The sequence below is a fragment of the Kribbella sindirgiensis genome, from assembly GCF_004331435.1.
Classification (GTDB): domain Bacteria; phylum Actinomycetota; class Actinomycetes; order Propionibacteriales; family Kribbellaceae; genus Kribbella; species Kribbella sindirgiensis.
The window spans coordinates 91768-112794 of the sequence record NZ_SJKA01000007.1; the positions used below are offsets into that span (position 1 = coordinate 91768).

The following is a 21027-nucleotide window of genomic DNA, read 5'->3' on the forward strand; positions in this document are numbered from 1 at the left end:
AGGCCGATCGATGTGCGCTGTCCACGCACCAGGATCGGCCAGATTGGTTGCGCCCCCGGCAGGATTCGAACCTGCGCACCCGCCTCCGGAGGGCGGTGCTCTATCCCCTGAGCTACGGGGGCTCAGGAACGAGCAGAACAGTAGCAGGAAGTTCACTCGAATCCCGAATTGGGGGCACCGGCAAATCGCGCCCCGTTTCCGGTGGTGACCCCCGTCGATCGTCGTACGGGCGACCCCTGAGTGGACCCTGGAACACCGGTGGAACGGGATCAGATCCGTCGCGGAGGCCGTCATAGTGGACGTAAGCCCAACGGCGGAAAGGAAAACGGTACTCATCATGGCAAGCTCACTGGTCCGCCCTACCAACGGTCGCTGGATCGGCGGTGTCTGCGCCGGACTGGCTCGCCGGTTCGGTATCTCCGCCAACACGATGCGCCTGATCTTCGTGATCAGCTGCCTCCTGCCCGGCCCGCAGATCCTGATCTACATCGCGCTCTGGTTCCTGCTGCCCTCGGAGGACTGACCCCGCTCACCGACCGTCACGGCGCACCTGGCAACCTGACTTTCATGAGAGCAGGCAGGTGGCGCCGGGCGGTCGGTACGACGGTGGCGCTGCTCCTCGTGAGCGGTGTGGTGGGCGGCTGTCAGGTCGGCCCCGCGCCGCCCGCGGCCGCCGACCTCCGCACCGGCGCACCGCCCTGGGACGCTCCCCGGGACGCGGTCTCGTACATCGACAAGGCCGGTTTCGAACGGCTCCCGCTCGACTTCTCCGGCCCCTCGCCGTACACGCTGACCATCGCAGTCACGGTCGACGGCAAACCCGTGCAGGTCCCGGCCGGGATCGGCGTCGACAAGCTCCGCGCCGAACAGGCCGCCGTCCACACCCACACCACCGACGGCCAGGTCTGGGTCGAGGCCAAGACCGCCGCCGAACACCCCACCCTCGCCCAGTTCTTCACCCTCTGGGGCCTGCGGTACGACGCCAAGTGCCTCGCGGACGCCTGTACCGACCTGAAAATCACGGTCAACGGCACCCCCGCCCCCTGGAACACCCCACTGACCCGCAACGCCCACGTCATCGTCACGGTTCGTCATTAGGCAATGAAATCACTGCTATCATTGCTGACAGGAGGTGGTCATGATGGCGGCGATCACAGTGCGCAATCTCGACGACAAGGTGAAGCACCGGCTGCGCCTCCGCGCGGCCAGTCACGGCCGGTCGATGGAGGCGGAAGCTCGCGCGATCATCGTCGAGGCCGTTGGTGTGGACGAAGAAGAACCGAACATCTTGCAGCGGCTCCATGAACGATTCGCCGAACTCGGCGGCGTCGACCTCGACATCCCCCCGCGCACCGATATGCCCAGGGTCGTGGACTTCGACTGATGATCGTGTTCGATACCAACGTCGGTTCCGAGCTGATGAAGGCCGAACCCGACGAATCTGTCGTGCGCTGGTACGACGCGCAACGCTCGAAGGGCTTGTGCACAACGGCCGTCACGGTGGCCGAGATCCGGTACGGAATCGAGCTGCTGCCGTCCGGGCGACGGAAGGCGCTGATGGCGGCGGTCGCCGATGAGGTCTTCGCCGAGTATGCCGACACGATCTTGTCGTTCGACGCCTCGGCCGCTGCGCTGTATCCGCAGGTGGTGATCGGTCGCCGGCGCTCGGGTTTGCCGATCGGCCAGTCGGATGCCCAGATCGCGGCGATCTGCCGGGCGGTGGACGCGACTCTGGTGACCCGCAACACCAAGGACTTCCTGGAGACCGGCGTACCGCTGGTGAATCCCTGGGAGTAGTCGGGCGTACCGGGCTGTGGATGGTGAGTCAAGGGTTTGGGGGACGGGCCATTAGGCTGATCCGGTGACCCCGGAACAGCTCGCTGAGAAGATCCTGCAGGCCCTGGCCGCGCTCGCCGCCGACGGCGCCATCACCGTCGAGGGCGGGCTGCCGCGCGAGCTGAAGGTCGAGCGACCCAAGAACCCCGAGCACGGGGACTACGCCACGAACGTCGCCATGCAGCTGGGCAAGCGGTCGGGAATGAACCCGCGCGCGTTCGCTGAGCTGCTCGCCGCCAAGCTGCGGGGCGACGAGGCGATCACCGCGGTAGAGATCGCCGGACCGGGGTTCATCAACCTCCGGGTCGCGGCCGACGCCCAGGGCAAGGTCGCGCAGGCGATCCTCGACGCAGGCCCGAAGTACGGCACCAGCGACAGCCTCCAGGGGCGGGCGATCAACCTCGAGTTCATCTCCGCCAACCCGACCGGCCCGCTGCACCTCGGCCACACCCGCTGGGCCGCCGTCGGCGACGCGCTGGCCCGGGTGCTGGCCGCGGCGGGCGCGAGCGTCAGCCGCGAGTTCTACATCAACGACCGCGGCAACCAGATGGACAAGTTCGGCGAAAGCCTGCAGGCGGCCGCGCACGGGCACCAGATCCCGGAGGACGGGTACCACGGCGAGTACATCCTCGACCTGGCGAAGCGGATCGCCGACGAGGTCCCGGACATTCTGACGCTGCCCGCGGACGAGCAGGTGATCGCGTTCCGCGAGGCGGGGTACGAACGGCAGCTCAAGGAGCAGCAGGACCAGCTCGAGCACTTCCGGACCAAGTTCGACGTCTGGTTCTCCGAGCGCAGCCTGCACGAGCAGGACGGCGTACCGCACGCGATCCAGAAGCTCCGCGACCAGGGGCATCTGTACGAGGCGGACGACGCGCTCTGGATGCGGACCACGGACTTCACCGACGACAAGGACCGCGTGCTGATCCGCTCGAACGGCGAGCCGACGTACTTCGCATCCGACGCGGCGTACTACGTGAACAAGCGCGAGCGCGGTTTCGAGACCTGTATCTACCTGCTCGGCGCCGACCACCACGGGTATGTGAACCGGCTGAAGGCGATCGCGGCCTGCGCCGGCGACGACCCCGAGCACAACATCGAGATCCTCATCGGTCAGCTGGTGAAGATCCTCAAGGGCGGCGAGGAGATGCGGCTGTCCAAGCGGGCCGGCACCATCGTCACGCTCGCCGAGCTGGTCGAGGAGGGCGGTGTCGATGCCCTGCGCTACACGCTCTGCCGCTACCCGGCCGACTCGCCGCTGACCCTGGACATCGAGGAGATGACCCGGCAGGCCAGCGAGAACCCGGTGTACTACGTGCAGTACGCGCACGCCCGGCTCGCCTCGATCCTGCGGAACGCCGACGAGCTCGGCATCAAGCTGGACGAGTTCGACCCCGGCCTGCTCAGCCACGAGCGCGAGGGCGACCTGCTCCGGGCGCTGGCCGAGTTCCCGCGGGTCGTCGCCACCGCCGCAGAGCTCCGCGAGCCGCACCGCGTCGCGCGGTACCTCGAGGACACCGCGTCCGCGTTCCACAAGTTCTACGACAGCTGCCGCGTGCTGCCGCGCGGCGACGAGGAGGTGGAGCCGGTGCACAAGGCTCGCCTGACCCTGGTCTCCGCGACCCGGACCGTGCTCGCCAACGGGCTCGACCTGCTCGGCGTCTCCGCACCGGAGCGGATGTGAGGGCGCACGAGGCGGGCGCGCTGCACGCCGACATCGGCCACAAGGCACCGCAGTGGCTGCGCGCACCGCGTGACCCCAACGACCTGGTCGCCGCGCTCTGGTCGACCACGGCCAAGAAGAACGGCGAAGGCGCCCTCGAGGTCGGCGGCGTCGACGTCCGGGAGCTGGTCGCCGAGCACGGCAGCCCGGCGTACGTGCTGGACGAGGACGACTTCCGCGCCCGGGCCCGCGCGTTCAAGCACGCTTTCAAGGACTTCGACGTCTACTACGCCGGCAAGGCGTTCCTGTGTACGACGGTCGTCCGGTGGGTGATGGAGGAGGGCCTGAACCTCGACATCTGCAGCGGGGGTGAGCTGGCCGTCGCGCTCCGCGCCGGCGCGGACCCGAAGCGGCTCGGTTTCCACGGCAACAACAAGTCGGTCCCCGAGCTGGCCCGCGCGCTGGACGCCGGTGTCGGGCGGATCATCGTCGACTCGCAGCACGAGATCACCCGGCTGATCGACCTCGCCCGCGAGCGCAGCGTCGTCGCACCGGTGATGATCCGGGTCACCGCGGGCGTCGAGGCGCACACCCACGAGTACATCGCGACCGCGCACGAGGACCAGAAGTTCGGGTTCTCGATCACCTCCGGCGCCGCCTTCGAAGCCGTTGCCCGGGTCAACGAGTCGCCGGAGCTGGAGCTGCTCGGCCTGCACTCGCACATCGGCTCGCAGATCTTCGACTCGTCCGGGTTCGAGGTCGCCGCGAAGCGCGTGATCGCCTTGCACGCAAGGGTTTCCGACGAGCTCGGCGTCGACATGCCGGAGCTCGACCTGGGCGGCGGTTTCGGGATCGCGTACACCACCCAGGACGACCCGTCCGACCCGGCGCAGCTGGCCACCGAGATGGGCAAGATCGTCGAGCACGAGTGCCGGGCGTTCGGTGTCGACGTACCGAAGGTGTCGATCGAGCCCGGCCGCGCGATCGTCGGTCCGGCGATGTGCACGGTCTACTCGGTCGGCACGGTCAAGGAGGTCGAGCTGGACGCCGGCGCCGCCCGGACCTACGTGTCGGTCGACGGCGGGATGAGCGACAACATCCGCGCCGCGCTGTACGACGCCGACTACTCCTGCACGCTCGCCAACCGCTACTCCGACACCGCGCCGACGCTCGCGCGCGTGGTCGGCAAGCACTGCGAGGCCGGGGACATCGTCGTGAAGGACGAGTTCCTGCCCTCCGACGTCCAGCCGGGCGACCTGATCGCCGTCCCCGGCACCGGCGCGTACTGCCGGTCGATGGCGAGCAACTACAACCACGTACCGCGGCCACCGGTGATCGCGGTCAAGGACGGCCACCTGCGCGTCGTCGTACGCCGTGAGACCGAAGACGACCTGCTTCTCCTGGACATGGGGGCCGCCCAATGACTGATGACAAACCTCTGAAGGTAGGCCTGCTCGGTTGCGGAGTGGTCGGCACCGAAGTGGTGCGGATCCTGACCGAGCAGGCGGACCATCTCGCGGCCCGCGTCGGCGCCCCGCTGGAGATCGCGGGCATCGCCGTACGCCGTCCCGGCCGCGCCCGCGACATCGCCGTCGACCCGGACCTGATCACCACCGACGCCCAGGCGCTGGTGTCGCGCGGCGACCTGGACCTGGTGATCGAGGTGATCGGCGGTCTCGAACCGGCCCGCGGCCTGATCCTGACCGCGCTCGAGCACGGCGCCTCGGTCGTCACCGCGAACAAGGCGCTGCTCGCCGAGGACGGCCCGACACTGTTCGCCGCCGCGGAGAAGTACCAGCGCGACCTGTACTTCGAGGCCGCCGTCGCCGGTGCGATCCCGATCCTGCGGCCGCTGCGCGAATCGCTCGCCGGTGACGACGTGACCCGGGTCATGGGCATCGTGAACGGCACCACGAACTTCATCCTCGACAAGATGGACAGCACCGGCGCCGGTTTCGACGAGGCGCTCGAGGAGGCCCAGGCACTCGGGTACGCCGAGGCCGACCCGACCGCCGACATCGAGGGTTTCGACGCCGCCGCGAAGGCCGCGCTGCTGGCCAGCCTGGCGTTCCACACCCGGGTCTCGATCGCCGACGTGCACCGCGAGGGCATCACCGAGGTGACCGCGACCGACATCGCCTCGGCCCGCGAGATGGGCTGCGTGGTGAAGTCGCTGGCGATCTGTGAGCTGGACGAGGCGACCGACTCCGTCAGCGCCCGGGTGTATCCGGCGATGATCCCGGTCACGCACCCGTTGGCCAGTGTTCGGGACGCGTACAACGCGGTTTTCGTGGAGAGCAAGGCAGCCGGCCGTCTGATGTTCTATGGTCGTGGTGCCGGCGGCGCCCCGACGGCCAGTGCAGTCCTCGGGGATCTGGTGTCCGCCGCGCGCAACCGGCTCAAGGGTGTGCCGGGGGTCGGCGAGTCGTCGTACACCCAGCGGGCTGTGCGGCCGATGGGCGACGCGATGACCCGCTACCACGTGTCGCTGGACGTGGCCGACAAGGCCGGTGTGCTCGCGGCGGTGGCCCATGCCTTCTCGGAGCACGACGTGTCCATCCAGACCGTCCGCCAGGAGGGCCGGGGCAGTGACGCGCAGTTGGTGGTGGTCACCCATACCGCGACCGACGCCGCGTTGTCCGCGACCGTGGAGTCCTTGCGGGACATGGACATCGTCCGTGAAGTCAGCAGTGTGATGCGGGTAGAAGGCGAGTAATCACCATGGTTCACCAGTGGCGTGGCGTGATCGAGGAATACCGTGACCGGCTGCCGGTCTCGACCGATACCCCGGTCGTCACGCTCGGCGAGGGCGGGACGCCGCTGGTGGCCGCGCAGTGGCTGAGCGAGCAGAGCGGCTGCGAGGTGTGGCTCAAGGTCGAGGGCAACAACCCGACCGGCTCGTTCAAGGACCGCGGGATGACGGTGGCGATCTCGCTGGCCGCGCAGGCCGGTGACAAGGCGGTCGTCTGCGCCTCCACCGGCAACACCTCGGCGTCGGCCGCGGCGTACGCCGTCCGCGCCGGGATGCTGCCGCTGGTGGTGATCCCGGCCGGCCGGATCGCGAAGGGCAAGCTGGCCCAGGCGGTCGTGCACGGCGCGAAGCTGGTGCAGATCGACGGCGGGTTCGACGACTGCCTGCGGATCGTCCGCGAGCTCGGCAAGAACTACCCGGTCGCCCTGGTGAACTCGGTCAACCCGGTTCGCCTGGAAGGGCAGAAGACCGCGTCCTTCGAGGTCTGCGACGCGCTCGGCGACGCACCGGACCTGCACCTGCTGCCGGTCGGCAACGCGGGCAACATCGCGGCCTACTGGAAGGGGTACCAGGAGTACGCCAAGGACAAGCTCGCCACCCGGACCCCGAAGATGTGGGGCTTCCAGGCCGAGGGGGCGGCGCCGATCGTGCGCGGCTCGATCGTGGAGAAGCCGGAGACCGCCGCGACCGCGATCCGGGTCGGGAACCCGGCGTCCTGGACGCTGGCCGAGGCCGCGCGGGACGAGTCCGGCGGACGGATCGAGCTGGTCACCGACGAGCAGATCCTGACCGCACAGCGTGACCTCGCCGCCCGCGAGGGTGTGTTCGTGGAGCCGGCCTCGGCGGCCGGCGTCGCCGGGTTGCTGCACGCCAAGGCGCAGGGCTGGCTGCCGGGCGGTTCGACGGTCGTGATCACCGTCACCGGCCACGGCCTGAAGGACATCGACACCGCCCTCGGCCATGTGAGCTTCGAGGAGCCCCCGGTGACACCGGCAGACACCGATGCCGTCGCGCGCATCGCCGGCCTCGCCTGATCCCATGGGTGAGAAGAGCATGGAAGACGGAAACAGGCGGCCGTGTGATCAGGTGCGGGTTCGGGTGCCTGCTACCAGTGCGAACCTCGGTCCGGGGTTCGACGCGTTCGGTCTCGCGCTGACCTTGTACGACGACCTTGTCGTCACCCCGTGCGGCTCCGGAGTGACCGTCGAGGTGACGGGATGCGGCGAAGGCGAAGTACCGCTGGACGACACGCATCTGGTGGTGCGGTCGATCCGGGCCGGGCTCGAGGCGCTGGGTGCTCCGGTGCCCGGATTCACCTTGCGGTGCGAGAACCGGATCCCGCACGGACGCGGGCTCGGATCGTCGTCGGCGGCGATCGTCGGCGGGCTCGCGGCGGCGTACGCACTGGCCGGCGAACCGGTCGACCGCGACCGTCTCGTCGTCCTCGCGAACGAGATCGAAGGGCACCCCGACAACGTTGCTGCTGCTGCGTTGGGTGGGCTGACAATCGCTTGGACGGAAGGCGAAACCGGTCGTGCGGTGAAGCTGGAACCGGCGGCTGGAACAGCTGTTGTTGCTTACGTACCGGACAATCGCGTGCTGACCAAGGAGGCGCGCGGGTTGCTGCCGGGCGTTGTTCCCCACAGTGACGCGGCGGCCAACGCGGGGAAGGCGGCTCTGCTTGTCGCGGCGCTGACCGGCCGGCCGGAACTGCTGCTCACCGCGACCGAGGACCGGCTCCACCAGGAGTACCGCGAACCGGCGATGCCGGAGAGCCTCGCGCTGGTGCACAAACTGCGCGGCAGCGGGCTCGCGGCGATCGTCAGCGGCGCCGGCCCGACGGTCGCCGTACTGGGCGGTCAACTGGGCGGTCAGGACGTGAAGAGCGCAGGTCAGGACCTGTTGTCCCGCAGTACGCCGGACGCGCCGGACGGCTGGACGAAGTACGAGCTGGAGATCGATCCAGTCGGCGTACAGGTCTGGTCGATGGAAGCCGGCTGATCCGGGAATACCGGACTGCTGACACGCGTTGTACCTCCCGAGTCGGCAGAAGGACCTGTAGTGGTGCTAGTCTCGACTCACCCGATCCCCTCCAGGTGATCGGTGTGCTCTCGTCACGATCCGGGCTGTGCTCCCGGCACCCTGTGTTGTGTGGCGACCCTCCTGTGGATGTGACCTTGCGCCGCCTGCGTCGGAGATGTCCGGGGGGACTCAGATCGAGCGAGAGACTCTTGTACACCACGTGCCCGTTGTGCGGCCGTGGGTGGAATGAAATTGGTCGATGCGCCGTGCAGGCCTTCGACGATCCGTGTGGGAAGGACCTCACGTGACAGAAACTGTTGAAGCCTCCAGCGGAGCTGACGCCGCGGCGACCACCGCGACGCGTCGCCGGAAAGCTGGCGGCGGCCTCGAGGGCATGCTGCTCCCCGAGCTCAAGCAGCTCGCCGGGACGCTCGGCATCAAGGGCACCGGCGCGCTGCGCAAGGGCCAGCTGATCGAGGCGATCAAGGCCGCCCAGGCCGGCGGGTCCGCCGGTTCTTCTGCGGGCGGCTCGACCACGGCCCGCGGCGGTTCGAAGGCGAAGGCGACGCAGCCGACCCTCGACGACGCCGCGAACGAGGCCGTGGAGGCGCCGGCGGTGAAGTCCGCGGCGCCCGCGAAGCGCGAGGGCGGCAGCCGCCGGACTCGCGCCGCTGCCCAGAAGGACCCCCAGAAGGACGCGGCCCCCGACGTCGCGCTGAACGGTGCCGCCCCCGAGGCCGCGGTCGAAGCGCCGGCCGCTAAGGTCGCGCAGCCCGAGACGGCTGCGCCGAACGGCACCCAGAGCAGTGCCCAGGCCGGTGCCGTCGAGCGGGTGGAGACCCGTACCGAGGAGCGCGCCGACGACCGTGGTGAGAACCAGGGCCGCAACCGCGACCGGAACCGCGACAACGCCCGCGAGCAGAACCGGGACAACACCCGGGACAACCCGGGCCGTAACCGCGACGGCGGCCAGACCCGCGAGCAGAACCGGGACACCAACCGGGACGGCCAGCGCGACGGCAACCGCGAGCAGAACCGCGACGGCAACCGCGACAACCGGGACAACCAGCGGAACCGTCAGGACCGTAACGACCGTCAGGACCAGAACGACCGGGGCGAGGAAGGCGAGGGCCGTCGCCGGCGCCGCCGGGGTCGCGACCGGGACCGTACCCGCGACGGCCAGTCCACCGACCGCCGTGACGGCGGCCGGGACGGCGGTCGTGACACCGGCCGCACCCGCGGCCGCGGCGAGCGGTACGACACCGAGCCGACGATCAGCGAGGACGATGTCCTGGTGCCGGCCGCCGGCATCCTCGACGTACTCGACAACTACGCGTTCGTCCGGACCAGCGGCTACCTGCCGGGCCCGAACGACGTGTACGTCGCGCTCTCGATGGTGAAGCGCTACGGCCTGCGCAAGGGTGACGCGATCACCGGCGCGGTGAAGCAGCCGCAGGAGGGCGAGCGCAAGGAGAAGTTCAACCCGCTGGTCCGGATCGACACCGTGAACGGTGCGGACCCGGAGATCGCCAAGCAGCGGCAGGACTTCAACAAGCTCACCCCGCTGTACGCGACCGAGCGGCTCCGCCTGGAGACCGAGCCGGGCGTGCTCACCACCCGGATCGTCGACATCGTCAGCCCGATCGGCAAGGGCCAGCGCGGTCTGATCGTCTCGCCGCCGAAGGCCGGTAAGACGATGGTGCTGCAGGCGCTCGCGAACGCGATCACCACGAACAACCCCGAAGTACACCTGATGGTCGTGCTGGTGGACGAGCGGCCCGAAGAGGTCACCGACATGCAGCGCACGGTCAAGGGTGAGGTCATCGCCTCGACCTTCGACCGCCCGGCCGACGACCACACCACGGTCGCGGAGCTGGCGATCGAGCGCGCGAAGCGGCTGGTGGAGCTCGGCCACGACGTCGTCGTCCTGCTGGACTCGATCACCCGGCTGGGCCGCGCGTACAACATCGCGGCGCCGGCCAGCGGCCGGATCCTGTCCGGCGGTGTGGACTCGTCCGCGCTGTACCCGCCGAAGCGGTTCTTCGGTGCGGCCCGCAACATCGAGGACGGCGGCTCGCTGACCATCCTCGCGACCGCGCTGATCGAGACCGGCTCGAAGATGGACGAGGTGATCTTCGAGGAGTTCAAGGGCACCGGCAACATGGAGCTCCGGCTGCGCCGCGAGTTCGCCGACCGGCGGATCTTCCCGGCCATCGACGTGGTCGCCTCCGGCACCCGCCGCGAGGAGCTGCTGATGTCCAAGGACGAGACCCAGGTGGTCTGGAAGCTACGCCGGGTGCTGTCCGCACTCGACGGGCAGGCCGCGCTGGAACTGCTGATCGGCAAGCTCAAGGAGAGCAAGTCGAACATCGAGTTCCTGCTCCAGGTCAACAAGACCACCCCGTCGACCGGCACCAGCCACAGCACCACCAACGGCGACTGAACCACCCTCGATTACCGGTTTGCCGCCTCCGGGTGGCAAACTGGTACGTCGGTTCCGGTTCACGCTCGCACCGTGCGGGCGACCCGGGGCGCTTGATACTTCCTAGGAGACTTGTTGTGAAGGCTGACATCCACCCGACGTACGTGGACACCACGGTGACCTGCACCTGTGGCGCCACGTTCCAGACGCGCTCGACCGCGGAGAACGGCGTCATCCACGCCGACGTCTGCTCGCAGTGCCACCCCTTCTACACCGGCAAGCAGAAGATTCTCGACACCGGTGGCCGGGTGGCCCGCTTCGAGAAGCGGTACGCCAAGAAGTAGCTTTCCTGCCGCGCGCCGGTTCTGCCCGTTTCCGGGCGGGACCGGCGCGCGGTTTGTGTTGTCAGACAGGTTCCGAAGGGAGGAGTGCGGCATGTTCGAGGCAGTCGAGACGCTGAAGGCGGAGTACGCCGAGCTGGAGCGGCAGATGGCGGAGCCGGAGTTGCACTCCGACCAGGCCAACGCCCGCCGGGTCGGCAAGCGGTACGCCGCGCTGGCCCCGGTGGTCCGGACGTACGACGAGTGGTCGCAGACCGGGGACGACATCGAGGCCGCGCGGGAGCTGGCCCACGAGGACCCGGCGTTCGCCGAGGAGGCGGTCCGGCTGACCGCCCGGCGCGAGGAGCTCGCCGAGCGGCTGCAGACGCTGCTCGTCCCGCGGGACCCCAACGACGACAAGGACGCGATCCTCGAGATCAAGGCGGGTGAGGGCGGCGACGAGTCGGCGCTGTTCGCGGGCGACCTGCTGAAGATGTACCTGAAGTACGCCGAGTCGCAGAACTGGAAGACCGAGGTGCTGGACTCGGCCGAGTCCGACCTGGGCGGGTACAAGTCGATCACGGTCGCGGTGAAGGCGAAAGGTACGCCGGAGCCGGGCGATGCGCCGTACGCGAAGCTGAAGTTCGAGGGCGGCGTGCACCGGGTGCAGCGGGTGCCGGTGACCGAGTCGCAGGGGCGGATCCACACGTCCGCGGCCGGCGTCCTGGTGCTGCCGGAGGCCGAGGACGTCGACGTCGAGATCGACCAGAACGACCTGCGGATCGACGTGTTCCGGTCGTCCGGTCCGGGTGGGCAGAGCGTCAACACGACCGACTCCGCGGTCCGGATCACCCACCTGCCGACCGGCATCGTCGTCTCGATGCAGAACGAGAAGTCGCAGCTGCAGAACCGTGAGCAGGCGATGCGGGTCCTGCGGGCGCGCCTGCTGGCCGCGGCGCAGGAGGCTGCCGACCAGGAGGCGTCGGACGCCCGGCGGTCGCAGATCCGGACCGTCGACCGGTCCGAGCGGGTCCGTACCTACAACTTCCCGGAGAACCGCTTCTCCGACCACCGCGTCGGCTACAAGGCCCACAACCTCGACCAGGTCCTCGGCGGCGAGCTGGCACCGGTCATCCAGGCCCTGACCGAGGCTGACCTGGCCGCACGACTCGAGGCCGTCGATTCCCAGTGAGAGCTCTACTCGCTGAGGCCGCCGAACGGTTGCGCGAGGCTGGAGTTGCGTCGCCGGAGTTCGATGCTGCCGAGTTGCTGGCGTTTGTGACCGGGTCCAGCCGGTTGCATCTCAGCGAGCCGACGGCGGAACAGGTCGTTGTGTACGACGAGTTGATCGCGCGACGCGCCGCGCGGGAGCCGTTGCAGCATCTGACCGGTACGGCGGCGTTCCGGTACCGGGAGTTGGCGATCGGGCCCGGGGCGTTCGTTCCGCGGCCGGAGACCGAGGTCATGGTCGGATGGATCCTGGAGCGGATCGCCGGCGTACGGAACCCGTTGGTCGTCGATCTGTGCAGTGGTTCCGGGGCGATCGCGGGCGCGGTCGCGACCGAGCGTCCGGACAGCACGGTGCACGCGGTCGAGCTGTCGCCGGACGCGGTGGTGTGGGCTCGCCGCAATCTGGAGGGCACGGGCGCGGTCCTGCACGAGGGCGATATCGACGGGTGCCTGCCGGAACTCGACGGTCAGGTGGACGCGCTGATTTCCAACCCGCCGTACATCCCGCTGACGGCGTGGGAATCCGTGACCGCGGAGGTTCGCGACCATGACCCGGCGCTCGCGCTCTGGTCCGGTGACGACGGCCTCGACGAGATCAAGGTGGTCGCCGCGACCGCCGGTCGGCTGCTGAAGCCCGGTGGCTGGTTCGCCTGCGAGCACGCGGACGTCCAGGGCGAGTCAGCCCCAGCGATCTTCACCGCCACCGGCCTCTTCACCGAGATCCGCGACCAGCCGGACCTCGCCGCCCGCCCCCGCTTCGCAACCGGCCGCCGGATCTAGGTCTGACGAGGTCTTGTTGGCGGACGCGGCCGATGGCTGGTGCCTCGGGTTCGCGGCGCGTGAGTCGGCAGACCACCGCGAAGTGATCCGCGCCGGGCACCTGCACCACCTCGACCTCGCGGGTGATCAGGTCGCGGGTGGAGAACAAGCGGTCGATCGATCGGCCGTCCGGGGTGGTGACCGGTGGTGGGTCGCCGAACGCGTCGACCAGACCGAGCGTCTCGCCGAAGAACTCCCGCGGGTTCGGCATGTTCAGGTCACCCGCCACCACCGCCCGACGGATACCGCGTGCCGCCAGCTCGTCCCGCAGGTACGCCGTCATCTGCTCGCCGTAGTCCCGCCCAACACCCTTCCGGTACGTGTACTCGACCCCGGACGCGCTCCGGAACATGTGGATCGGGCACACCTGCCCGCCCACGATGTCGACCGCACCGAGCGCCCCGAAGTCACCCCGCGCGACCAGGAACCCCTTCGGATGCGGGTCCATCGGCTGACCGGTCCGCCAGTGCAGGTAGTCGATCGACGGGTTCGGCAGGTCGATCCGATCCAGCTCGGTCAGCGGGTACGTCGACGCGATCCCCACCCCCAGCCGCTTCACGCCGGGGATGTGCGAGTTCGAGAACCCGTGCTGCAGCCGGTACGTCTTCCGTCCCGGCATAGCCGCCGCAGCCAGACGTTTGAGCTGGTCGCCGTCCGGGTCGAGCTCGGTCACGATCAGCACATCCGGCTGCAGCCCCGCGAGCGCCTGCCCGAAGTCCGCCGTCCGGTCCGCGTCGTCGTACCCGTCGGGCCCGACGAGCCGGCCGCCGGCGATGTTGGCGAAGGCGATCGAGATCATTCGTAGATCACCAGTTCCGGGCGGGGCTTCAGGGCCAGCACCTGTGCAGGGGTCATCAGGGGACCGTGGCGGGTGTCCTCGGTGTAGAAGAGCTTGAAGCCGGCGTGGACCGACGGCGGGAGGGCCGTGGTGAGTTTGGTCCACGTCTTGAGCTTGTCCGTGCGCGCGCCGATCCCGTCGACCGACTTGATCGTCACGACTCCGGGATGCGGTTTCAGTGCCTTCTCGTAGGTGACGATCCGCGCCGACAGCTGGTGGAACACGAACACCTTCTCCGGCAGGTGGTTCGCCTGCACCAGCCCGGACAGGTACGCCGCGATGCTGTCGAGCTCCGCGCCTGTCGTGTGCCCGAACACGCGGCCCGGCACCTGGGTCGGGCCGACCGCCCATTCGGGGTCGAACGCCAGACCGACGTCCGGTTCCTTCAGCCATCGCTCCAGCCGCTTCACCTCGGGCAGGATCTTCGCCCGCCCGGGCTGGATATCGAGCAGCAGGAGCATCTTGTGCTTCCGTGCGACCGTCAGGTACTGCTCGATCTTCGCGTCGTCGAGCCGCCCGCGATACATCCCGTCCTTGCCGCGCGATCCTCTTGCGACGACCGTGATCAGCTCCATGACGGGCAGCGGCGTACGCCCTGCCGCGTAGGCGCGGGACAGCTTGTCCAGCTTCACCGCCTTCGCGTCCAGGTCCTTGTCCAGCGGTCCCAGTGCAGGAGAGCCCGGTAGCCCGACGTACGCGACCAGTTGGTGCTTCGGGAAGATCACTCGCCCACCGCGTGGCAGTCCGTTCGGTGCTGGTGGGGGAGTAGGGCTCGAGTGTGCGGTCGTCGCAGGAGGGGGCGCTGCTGGAGTGGGCTTGTCATCGCTGCAGGCCGCCAGACCTAGTAGTACGACGGCCAGCGCCCCACAGACTTTCCGCACCACACCAGCCAACCACACCTCAGGCTGCAGCGGCGGTCCGTTCCAGTCCACCTGCTGCGCGCTGCACCATCGACTCCGGTCCCTCGGCGAGTGCGAGCTCCAGTGCACGCGCAAAATGCGGCCGTGCTTGTGTCAGATCGCCCTTCGCCAGCAGCGTCTCAGCCAGCCGCAGGTACGCGTTCTGCTGCGACTGCGTCGAGTCGCTCTCCAACGCCAGCTCCAGTGACCGGCGTCCGACGTCGATCGCTGTGGCCCACTGGTGCTGCCGTGCGTACGCTGTACCTAGGAACGCGTACGTGTAGATGAGGCTGTAGTCGGCGCCTCGCTCCACCCCGAGGTCCCGGGCCGTCGTCAGAGCCGCCACAGCGTCGTCCACGCGGTCCAGCTCGAGCAGACACTCACCGATCCCGTTGAGTACCTCTCCTCGTACGGCGGGATCGCCCAGCGCCAGCGATTCCTCGTACGCCGACAGCGCCCGCGCGAACTCCCCGCGGTCGCCGTACGTCACCCCGAGGTACGCCAGTACCCGGGACGCGATGCCGGTCTCACCAGCGTGCCGAGCGACCTTCAACGCCTCCTCGAGTACGGCGATCGCTTCATCGTCGGGATGCAGCTTCGCCAGGCTGTAACCGATCGACGCGAGCAACCGTGCTCGCAACGCCAGGTCCGCGTCCTGCGGCAGCCTGTCGCGTGCGTCCTGCAGCGTTCGCAGACTGGCCTCAGCGCCGCGGCGGTACCGCCAGAGGCTGCCCATCGACAACAGCACCCGTGCCTCCGCCGAGGCGTCCGGAGCGGCACGGAGCGCGAGCTCCAGCGCCTCGTCCATCTCGTAGACCCGGCCGCGCTGGAAGAAGCAGGACGCCACGGCCAGACCGAGCCGCCACGCGTGTTCCGACGCACCACTCGACTCGGCGAACCGGATCGTCGCCAGCACGTTCGCGCCCTCGCTGTCGATCCACTCCAGTCCGTCTGAGGCCGACGTGAACTCAGGCAGCCGCACCGGCGCCGGCTCCGGCAGCGGTTGCAGCTGGCTGCTGAAGATCGCCGTACTCGCGGCCGTTGTCGCGTAGAGGTAGTAGTCGAGCAAACGCCGTACTGCGTCCGGCTCGGGGTCCAGCGTGCGCGCGTACTGTCGCAGCAGGTCGTGGAACTGGAAACGGCCAGGACGCAGCTGCAACAGCAGGTTGGCGTCGACGAGCTGCTCCAGCAGGTCCTCCGCATCAACCGCGTCTACATCGGCCAGCGCCGCGGCTGCGTACATGTCGACGTCCTGGCCGGTCATCGCGCCGAGCAGACGGAACAGGCGCTGCTGGTCCGATGGCAGATGCTCGTAGGACAACGCGAACGCGGGGGAGACCCCACCACTGTCCGTGCTGAGCTCGGCCAGCCGCCTGTCCTCAGCGTCGAGCCGTCGACTCAGGTGCTCGATCGTCCAGCTCGGGCGATGTCTGAGCCGCGAGCCGGCCACCCGGATCGCCAGCGGCAGGTGGCCGCACTGGCTGACCACCTGTGCCGCAGCAGCTGTGTCACCAGCACGGTCCGGTCCGACGATCTCCGCCAGCAGGTCCCGTGCGTCCTCCGGCCCCAGTACGTCGAGTGCCAGCCGGGCTGTCGCGTCCAGGCCGGTCAGCTGCCGCCGACTGGTGACCAGCACGCCACACTGCGGGCTCCCGGCGAGCAACGGCCGTACTGCGGCACTGTCGGGCGCATTGTCGAGTACTACGAGGATGCGCCGGCCTGCCAGCTCAGAACGCCACAGTGCGGCCCGCTCCTCGAGGTCAGCGGGGATGCGGTCCGCCGGCACGGCCAGCGTGCGCAGGAGGCGGTCCAAAGCTTGTAGCGCCGACACCGGCTCGTTGCCGGGTGTGTAGCCGTGTAGGTCGATGAAGAGCCGCCCGTCCGGGTACACGTCGGCCAGCTGACGTGCGGCGCGCACGGCGAGCGCTGTCTTGCCAACACCCGCCATACCGTCGATCGCAACGACAGCAGGTCCTGGTGTGCGCAGAGAGCCGACCACTTGGGTCAGTACGTCGTCACGGCCGACGAACGCCGCACCGTCGTACGGCAACTCGTCCCGAAGTACCGGGCGGGCAACTGGCTCGTCGTTGCGCAGAATGCGTTCGTGGATCGCCCGGAGCGCCGGACCGGGCTCCACGCCGAGCTGTTCGACCAGCTCTGCCCTCGTCCGGGTGTACGTGTCGAGCGCTTCGGAACTGCGGCCGCTGCGCCAGTACGCCAGCATGAGCTGGCCCGCGAACTGCTCACGCAGACGATCAGCCTCGACCAGCGCGACCAGCTCCGGCACCAGGTCGCCGTACCGGCCGCGCTCCAGGTCGAGATCGATCCGCTCGGCCAGTACCTTCAGCCGGCGCTCCGTCAGCCGGTGCCGCTCGACACCGACGTAGTGCCCGGGCAGGCCGCCCAACGGCTCACCCTTGAACAAAGCAAGGGCTTCCGACAGGTTCGCCGCCGCCTCGTCGAGGTCGTCCGTCGCATGCGCGGCGCTGACGAGCTCCTCGAACCTGGTCAGGTCGAGCGAGACCTGCAACCTGTACCCGGCGCGGGAGCTCACCAGCACGTCCTTGGGCAGCAGCTGACGCAACCGGTAGGCATACGTCGCGACGATCTGCGTCCCGCTGGCCGGTGGCGCGTCGTCCCACACCAGCGCGAGCAGATCGTCGGCAGAGACCACCTGGTCCGCCCGGAGCGCCAGCACCGCCAGGAAGGCCTGCTGGCGCAACGGACCGAGCTCGAGCCTGCGCTCGCCCGACCAGCCGCGCAGAGGACCGAGCAGGTCGAGCCGCAGGTCCTCAGTCACAGACGACAGTCTGTCAGCTACCCCGCGTTCACACCTAGATAACTGTCGATCTCGGACAACAGGGCTGATTTCACCGAGTCCTCGGCGAACGACGCCCGGACCGCGGTCTTGGCCAGTTCGCCGACGCCGGCCTCGTCCAGGTCGAGCAGCCGTGCTGCGACGGCGTACTCGTTGGTGAGGTCGGTGCCGAACATCGGCGGGTCGTCGGAGTTGATCGTGACGACCAGGCCGGCGTCGACCATCGCGCGCAGCGGGTGGACGTCGTACGACGCGACCGCGCGGGTGGCGATGTTGGACGTCGGGCTGACCTCCAGCGGGATCCGGTGCTCGCCGAGGTAGTCGACCAGCGCCGGGTCCTGCATCGTCGACGTACCGTGGCCGATCCGCTCGGCCTTCAGCAGCCGCACCGCGTCCCAGATCGTCTCCGGACCGGTCGTCTCACCCGCGTGCGGCACGCTGCGCAGCCCGGCCGCGACCGCCGCCTCGAAGTGCGGCTGGAACTGCGGCCGCGGTACGCCGATCTCCGGCCCGCCGAGCCCGAACCCGACCAGGCCCTCCGGACGAATCTCGGTCGCGATCCGCAACGTCTCGTCGGCGGCCGGAAGCCCTGCCTCACCGGAGATGTCGAAGATCCACCGCAGCACCAGGCCGAACTCCTTCTCGGCCGCGACCCGCGCGTCCTCGATCGCCTCGCAGAACGCCTCGGCGGCGATCCCGCGGATCACCGAGGTGTACGGCGTGACGGTCAGCTCGGCGTACCGCAGGTTCTGCTGCTCGGCCATCTCGCGGGCGATCTCGTAGGTCAGCAGCCGGACGTCGTCGGGCGTCTTGATCAGCTCGACGACGGACAGGTAGATGTCGATGAAGTGGGCGAAGTCGCTGAACTTGAAGTACTCCGTCAGCAGTCCCGGATCGGCCGGCACCGGCGACCCGGGGTGCCGGGCGGCGAGCTCGGCGACGATCCGCGGCGACGCCGACCCGACGTGGTGGACATGCAACTCTGCCTTCGGCAATCCGGCAAGGAACTCACGCGACACAGTCATGGAGGGGATCCTAAAGATTGCGGGCGGTGATCGGCGCGGAAGTTGACAATCGTTTGTCAGCAACGACCCGGTTAGGGCCGGGGGGCGCGTGAGTGGCACGATTCACTCCGTGAGTGAGCGCTTCGACTTCACCGGGGACGAACTGGCACCGGCCTACCGCGCAGCGGTGGACGCCATCGAGGCCGGTGACCTGGTCGTGATGCCGACCGACACCGTGTACGGACTGGCCGCCGACGCCTTCAAGGCCGACGCGGTGCAGCGGCTGCTGGACGCCAAGGGCCGCGGCCGGGACATGCCGCCGCCGGTGCTGATCTCGGTGGTGGAGTCGCTCGACGCGCTCGCCACCGACATCCCGGACAACGGCCGCAAGCTCTGCGAGGAGTTCTGGCCGGGGCCGCTGACGGTGATCTGCCATGCGCAGACGTCGCTGATGTGGGACCTGGGGGACACCCAGGGCACGGTCGCGCTGCGCGTGCCGGACCATGAGAACACCCGCGAGCTGCTGTCGCGGACCGGGCCGCTCGCGGTCAGCTCCGCGAACAAGTCCGGGCAGCCGGCGGCGCTGGACGTGTACGACGCCGAGGAGCAGCTGGGTGAGTCCGTCGCCGTGTACCTCGACGGCGGCGAGGCAACCGGCGGCCGGCCGTCCACCATCGTCGACCTCACCGGCGACACCCCCCGAGTGGTCCGCGTAGGCGCCCTCTCGGTGGACCAGCTCCGCGCAGTAGTCCCCGACGTAGCCGCCGAATCCGACGAAAAGCCCGCCGAGGACAAGCCGACGGACGAGCAGCCGGCCGAGGACAAGCCCGCCGAGGACAAGCCCGCCGAGGACAAGCCCGCCGAGGACAAGCCGGTGGATGGGGAGGCAACTGGGGAGGCGGTTGTGGCGTCCAAGGAGGACGACACCAAGACCGATCCTGATGTGAGGCCTGCGGACCAAGGTCATGACTCCTGACCCCACGCCTACTGCGCGGCACTCGGCACGGCATCTCGCCGCACGAGTGCAAAGGGCAAGATGCTCCGCATCTAACCCTTCGCCCCCGCACGCCGAGCTACCGCGCCGAGCACCTGCTCGCTACGGCGTGGAGTCAGGAGACATGACCTAGTGCGCGAGTACCTGCTGGTCCTGTTCGTGGCGATGGCCACGACCTTTCTGCTGACCGGCGTGGCCCGGCAGATCGCGCTGCGGTACGGCGCGGTCGCGAAGGTCCGGGCCCGGGACGTGCACAAGGTGCCGATCCCGTACTTCGGCGGCCTGTCCATCCTCGGCGGCCTGATCGCCGGTTTCGCGGTCGCCTCCAGCCTGCCGTTCCTCGGCAACAGCCTGCAGGTCGCCCACGACGCCCGCGCGATCCTGGTCGGCGGCGTGGTGATCTGCGCGGTCGGCGTCGTCGACGACCTGTACGAACTCGACGCGATCACCAAGCTGGCCGGCGAGGTGCTCGCGGTCGGCGTACTCGTTGTCCAAGGCATCCAGTTGTACTGGCTCCCGCTGCCCGGCGGCGTGATCTCCCCGTCGCCCGCGCAGCTCGCCGTCCTGACCGCCGGCATCCTGCTGGTGTCCTGCAACGCGGTGAACTTCGTCGACGGCCTGGACGGTCTCGCGGCCGGCGTCACCGCGATCGGCGCAACCGCGTTCTTCGTCTACTCGTACCTGCTGAACGTCCACGAGAACCTCGACCGCGCCACCACCTCGACCCTGATCACGGTCGCGCTGGCGGGTGCCTGCCTCGGCTTCCTGCCGCACAACTTCTTCCCCGCAAGGGTTTTCATGGGCGACTCCGGCGCCCTGCTGATCGGCCTGATGCTGGCCGCGTCGACGATCAGCCTGACCGGCCAGATGGACCCGAACGCGGTCCCGTACGAGGTCGGCGGCTCCAGCCTGCTGCCCGCGCTGCTCCCACTGGTGCTGCCGATCGCCATCCTCGCGATCCCCGCGCTGGACCTGACGATGGCCTACGTCCGCCGTACCAAGGCCGGCCGTTCACCGTTCGCCGCGGACAAGCAGCACCTGCACCACCGGTTGATGCAACGCGGTCACTCGCATCGCCGGGCCGTCCTGCTGATGTACCTGTGGACGGCCTTGATCGCGTACGGCGTGGTGGTCCTCGGCCTCCTCCTGACCTGGTGGACCGCCCTCGTCGTACTGGCCGTCGCGGTCACCGCCGTGCTGCTCACGACGGGCCTCCCGCGACGAACCGGGAAACCGCTCGCCAAAGTCTGAGTATCCGCTGAGAGGGACCAGACCACTCGCCGGTGTGGCCTACCGATAAGGTGTGCCTGTACAGCGGCAGGGACCTCGTTTTGCTGACCATGCAGACTTTGTGCTAGTTTTCACAAGCACCAGCAAAGAACAGCGACACCCCTGACCCCGCCCACCCGA

At 69.1% G+C, this 21027-nt stretch carries 19 protein-coding genes and 1 tRNA gene; 15 read left to right on the plus strand and 5 right to left on the minus strand.

Annotated features, from left to right (window positions below; translation table 11 throughout):
* Nucleotides 1-50: 50 nt before the first annotated feature.
* A tRNA-Arg gene (locus tag E0H50_RS21110) sits at nt 51-122 on the minus strand.
* A 215-nt stretch (nt 123-337) separates the two neighbouring features.
* Between E0H50_RS21110 and E0H50_RS21115 the strand changes: the two genes are divergently transcribed.
* The 13 genes from E0H50_RS21115 to prmC all read left to right on the plus strand — a co-directional run bounded on the left by E0H50_RS21115 (nt 338) and on the right by prmC (nt 13025).
* Entirely contained in the window at nt 338-523 is a 186-nt protein-coding gene (locus tag E0H50_RS21115) for a PspC domain-containing protein (protein WP_131291211.1), read from the plus strand.
* Nucleotides 524-567: 44 nt separating this feature from the next.
* The gene (locus tag E0H50_RS21120) at nt 568-1098 is read left to right on the plus strand and encodes a hypothetical protein (RefSeq protein WP_238151117.1); all 531 of its coding nucleotides are present in this window, start codon (nt 568-570) and stop codon (nt 1096-1098) included.
* A 40-nt stretch (nt 1099-1138) separates the two neighbouring features.
* Nucleotides 1139-1384 carry a FitA-like ribbon-helix-helix domain-containing protein gene (locus E0H50_RS21125; protein ID WP_238151118.1) on the plus strand — a complete coding sequence of 82 codons (246 nt, stop codon included), beginning with the start codon at nt 1139-1141 and terminating at the stop codon, nt 1382-1384.
* Nucleotides 1384-1797, plus strand: coding sequence for a type II toxin-antitoxin system VapC family toxin (locus tag E0H50_RS21130; protein ID WP_131291213.1), 414 nt, complete (start codon nt 1384-1386; stop codon nt 1795-1797). Before E0H50_RS21125 ends, E0H50_RS21130 begins: the two co-directional genes overlap by 1 nt.
* Before the next feature lie 64 nt (nt 1798-1861).
* Nucleotides 1862-3520 carry an arginine--tRNA ligase gene (gene argS / locus E0H50_RS21135; RefSeq protein WP_131291215.1) on the plus strand — a complete coding sequence of 553 codons (1659 nt, stop codon included), beginning with the start codon at nt 1862-1864 and terminating at the stop codon, nt 3518-3520.
* Entirely contained in the window at nt 3517-4923 is a 1407-nt protein-coding gene (gene lysA, locus E0H50_RS21140; protein ID WP_131291217.1) for a diaminopimelate decarboxylase, read from the plus strand. The genes argS and lysA overlap by 4 nt, the downstream gene beginning before the upstream one ends.
* Nucleotides 4920-6215 carry a homoserine dehydrogenase gene (locus tag E0H50_RS21145; protein WP_131291219.1) on the plus strand — a complete coding sequence of 432 codons (1296 nt, stop codon included), beginning with the start codon at nt 4920-4922 and terminating at the stop codon, nt 6213-6215. The genes lysA and E0H50_RS21145 overlap by 4 nt, the downstream gene beginning before the upstream one ends.
* 5 nt (nt 6216-6220) lie before the next feature.
* Complete coding sequence (gene thrC / locus E0H50_RS21150; RefSeq protein WP_131291221.1) at nt 6221-7285, plus strand: threonine synthase; 1065 nt, start codon at nt 6221-6223, stop codon at nt 7283-7285.
* 64 nt (nt 7286-7349) lie between these two features.
* On the plus strand, nt 7350-8252 hold the full coding sequence (gene thrB / locus E0H50_RS21155; RefSeq protein WP_337590384.1) for a homoserine kinase: 903 nt from the start codon (nt 7350-7352) through the stop codon (nt 8250-8252).
* Between the two features lie 325 nt (nt 8253-8577).
* Nucleotides 8578-10716, plus strand: coding sequence for a transcription termination factor Rho (gene rho / locus E0H50_RS21160; RefSeq protein ID WP_131291223.1), 2139 nt, complete (start codon nt 8578-8580; stop codon nt 10714-10716).
* 116 nt (nt 10717-10832) lie between these two features.
* On the plus strand, nt 10833-11039 hold the full coding sequence (gene rpmE / locus E0H50_RS21165) for a 50S ribosomal protein L31 (protein WP_131291225.1): 207 nt from the start codon (nt 10833-10835) through the stop codon (nt 11037-11039).
* A 91-nt stretch (nt 11040-11130) separates the two neighbouring features.
* On the plus strand, nt 11131-12207 hold the full coding sequence (prfA, locus tag E0H50_RS21170; protein WP_131291227.1) for a peptide chain release factor 1: 1077 nt from the start codon (nt 11131-11133) through the stop codon (nt 12205-12207).
* A complete protein-coding gene (gene prmC / locus E0H50_RS21175) occupies nt 12204-13025 on the plus strand; it encodes a peptide chain release factor N(5)-glutamine methyltransferase (RefSeq protein WP_131291229.1) in 822 nt (273 codons plus the stop codon). Before prfA ends, prmC begins: the two co-directional genes overlap by 4 nt.
* Here the strand turns inward: prmC and E0H50_RS21180 are convergent.
* The 4 genes from E0H50_RS21180 to E0H50_RS21195 all read right to left on the minus strand — a co-directional run bounded on the left by E0H50_RS21180 (nt 12958) and on the right by E0H50_RS21195 (nt 18644).
* Nucleotides 12958-13863: an endonuclease/exonuclease/phosphatase family protein gene (locus tag E0H50_RS21180; RefSeq protein ID WP_131291231.1), complete on the minus strand. Its 906-nt coding sequence runs from the start codon at nt 13861-13863 to the stop codon at nt 12958-12960. The two genes, prmC and E0H50_RS21180, sit on opposite strands and share 68 nt — an antisense overlap.
* Nucleotides 13860-14627 (minus strand): hypothetical protein, encoded by a 768-nt coding sequence (locus E0H50_RS21185; RefSeq protein ID WP_238151119.1) that lies wholly within the window; start codon nt 14625-14627, stop codon nt 13860-13862. The genes E0H50_RS21180 and E0H50_RS21185 overlap by 4 nt, the downstream gene beginning before the upstream one ends.
* Before the next feature lie 175 nt (nt 14628-14802).
* Nucleotides 14803-17601 carry an AfsR/SARP family transcriptional regulator gene (locus E0H50_RS21190; RefSeq protein ID WP_131291233.1) on the minus strand — a complete coding sequence of 933 codons (2799 nt, stop codon included), beginning with the start codon at nt 17599-17601 and terminating at the stop codon, nt 14803-14805.
* 17 nt (nt 17602-17618) lie between these two features.
* The gene (locus E0H50_RS21195; protein ID WP_131291235.1) at nt 17619-18644 is read right to left on the minus strand and encodes an adenosine deaminase; all 1026 of its coding nucleotides are present in this window, start codon (nt 18642-18644) and stop codon (nt 17619-17621) included.
* A gap of 109 nt (nt 18645-18753) precedes the next feature.
* Here E0H50_RS21195 and E0H50_RS21200 point away from each other — a divergent pair, with 109 nt between their 5' ends.
* Both E0H50_RS21200 and E0H50_RS21205 read left to right on the plus strand, forming a co-directional pair.
* The gene (locus E0H50_RS21200) at nt 18754-19599 is read left to right on the plus strand and encodes an L-threonylcarbamoyladenylate synthase (protein WP_238151120.1); all 846 of its coding nucleotides are present in this window, start codon (nt 18754-18756) and stop codon (nt 19597-19599) included.
* Between the two features lie 150 nt (nt 19600-19749).
* Nucleotides 19750-20868 (plus strand): glycosyltransferase family 4 protein, encoded by a 1119-nt coding sequence (locus E0H50_RS21205; RefSeq protein WP_131291237.1) that lies wholly within the window; start codon nt 19750-19752, stop codon nt 20866-20868.
* The last annotated feature ends 159 nt before the right edge of the window (nt 20869-21027 follow it).

What these genes read in the sequence shown, in the direction of transcription:
- E0H50_RS21115 (WP_131291211.1), top strand. Translation starts at nt 338, where the DNA reads ATGGCAAGCTCACTGGTCCGCCCTACCAACGGTCGCTGGATCGGCGGT.
- E0H50_RS21120 (WP_238151117.1), top strand. Translation starts at nt 568, where the DNA reads ATGAGAGCAGGCAGGTGGCGCCGGGCGGTCGGTACGACGGTGGCGCTG.
- E0H50_RS21125 (WP_238151118.1), top strand. Translation starts at nt 1,139, where the DNA reads ATGATGGCGGCGATCACAGTGCGCAATCTCGACGACAAGGTGAAGCAC.
- E0H50_RS21130 (WP_131291213.1), top strand. Translation starts at nt 1,384, where the DNA reads ATGATCGTGTTCGATACCAACGTCGGTTCCGAGCTGATGAAGGCCGAA.
- E0H50_RS21145 (WP_131291219.1), top strand. Translation starts at nt 4,920, where the DNA reads ATGACTGATGACAAACCTCTGAAGGTAGGCCTGCTCGGTTGCGGAGTG.
- thrC (WP_131291221.1), top strand. Translation starts at nt 6,221, where the DNA reads ATGGTTCACCAGTGGCGTGGCGTGATCGAGGAATACCGTGACCGGCTG.
- prfA (WP_131291227.1), top strand. Translation starts at nt 11,131, where the DNA reads ATGTTCGAGGCAGTCGAGACGCTGAAGGCGGAGTACGCCGAGCTGGAG.
- E0H50_RS21180 (WP_131291231.1), bottom strand. Translation starts at nt 13,863, where the DNA reads ATGATCTCGATCGCCTTCGCCAACATCGCCGGCGGCCGGCTCGTCGGG.
- E0H50_RS21195 (WP_131291235.1), bottom strand. Translation starts at nt 18,644, where the DNA reads ATGACTGTGTCGCGTGAGTTCCTTGCCGGATTGCCGAAGGCAGAGTTG.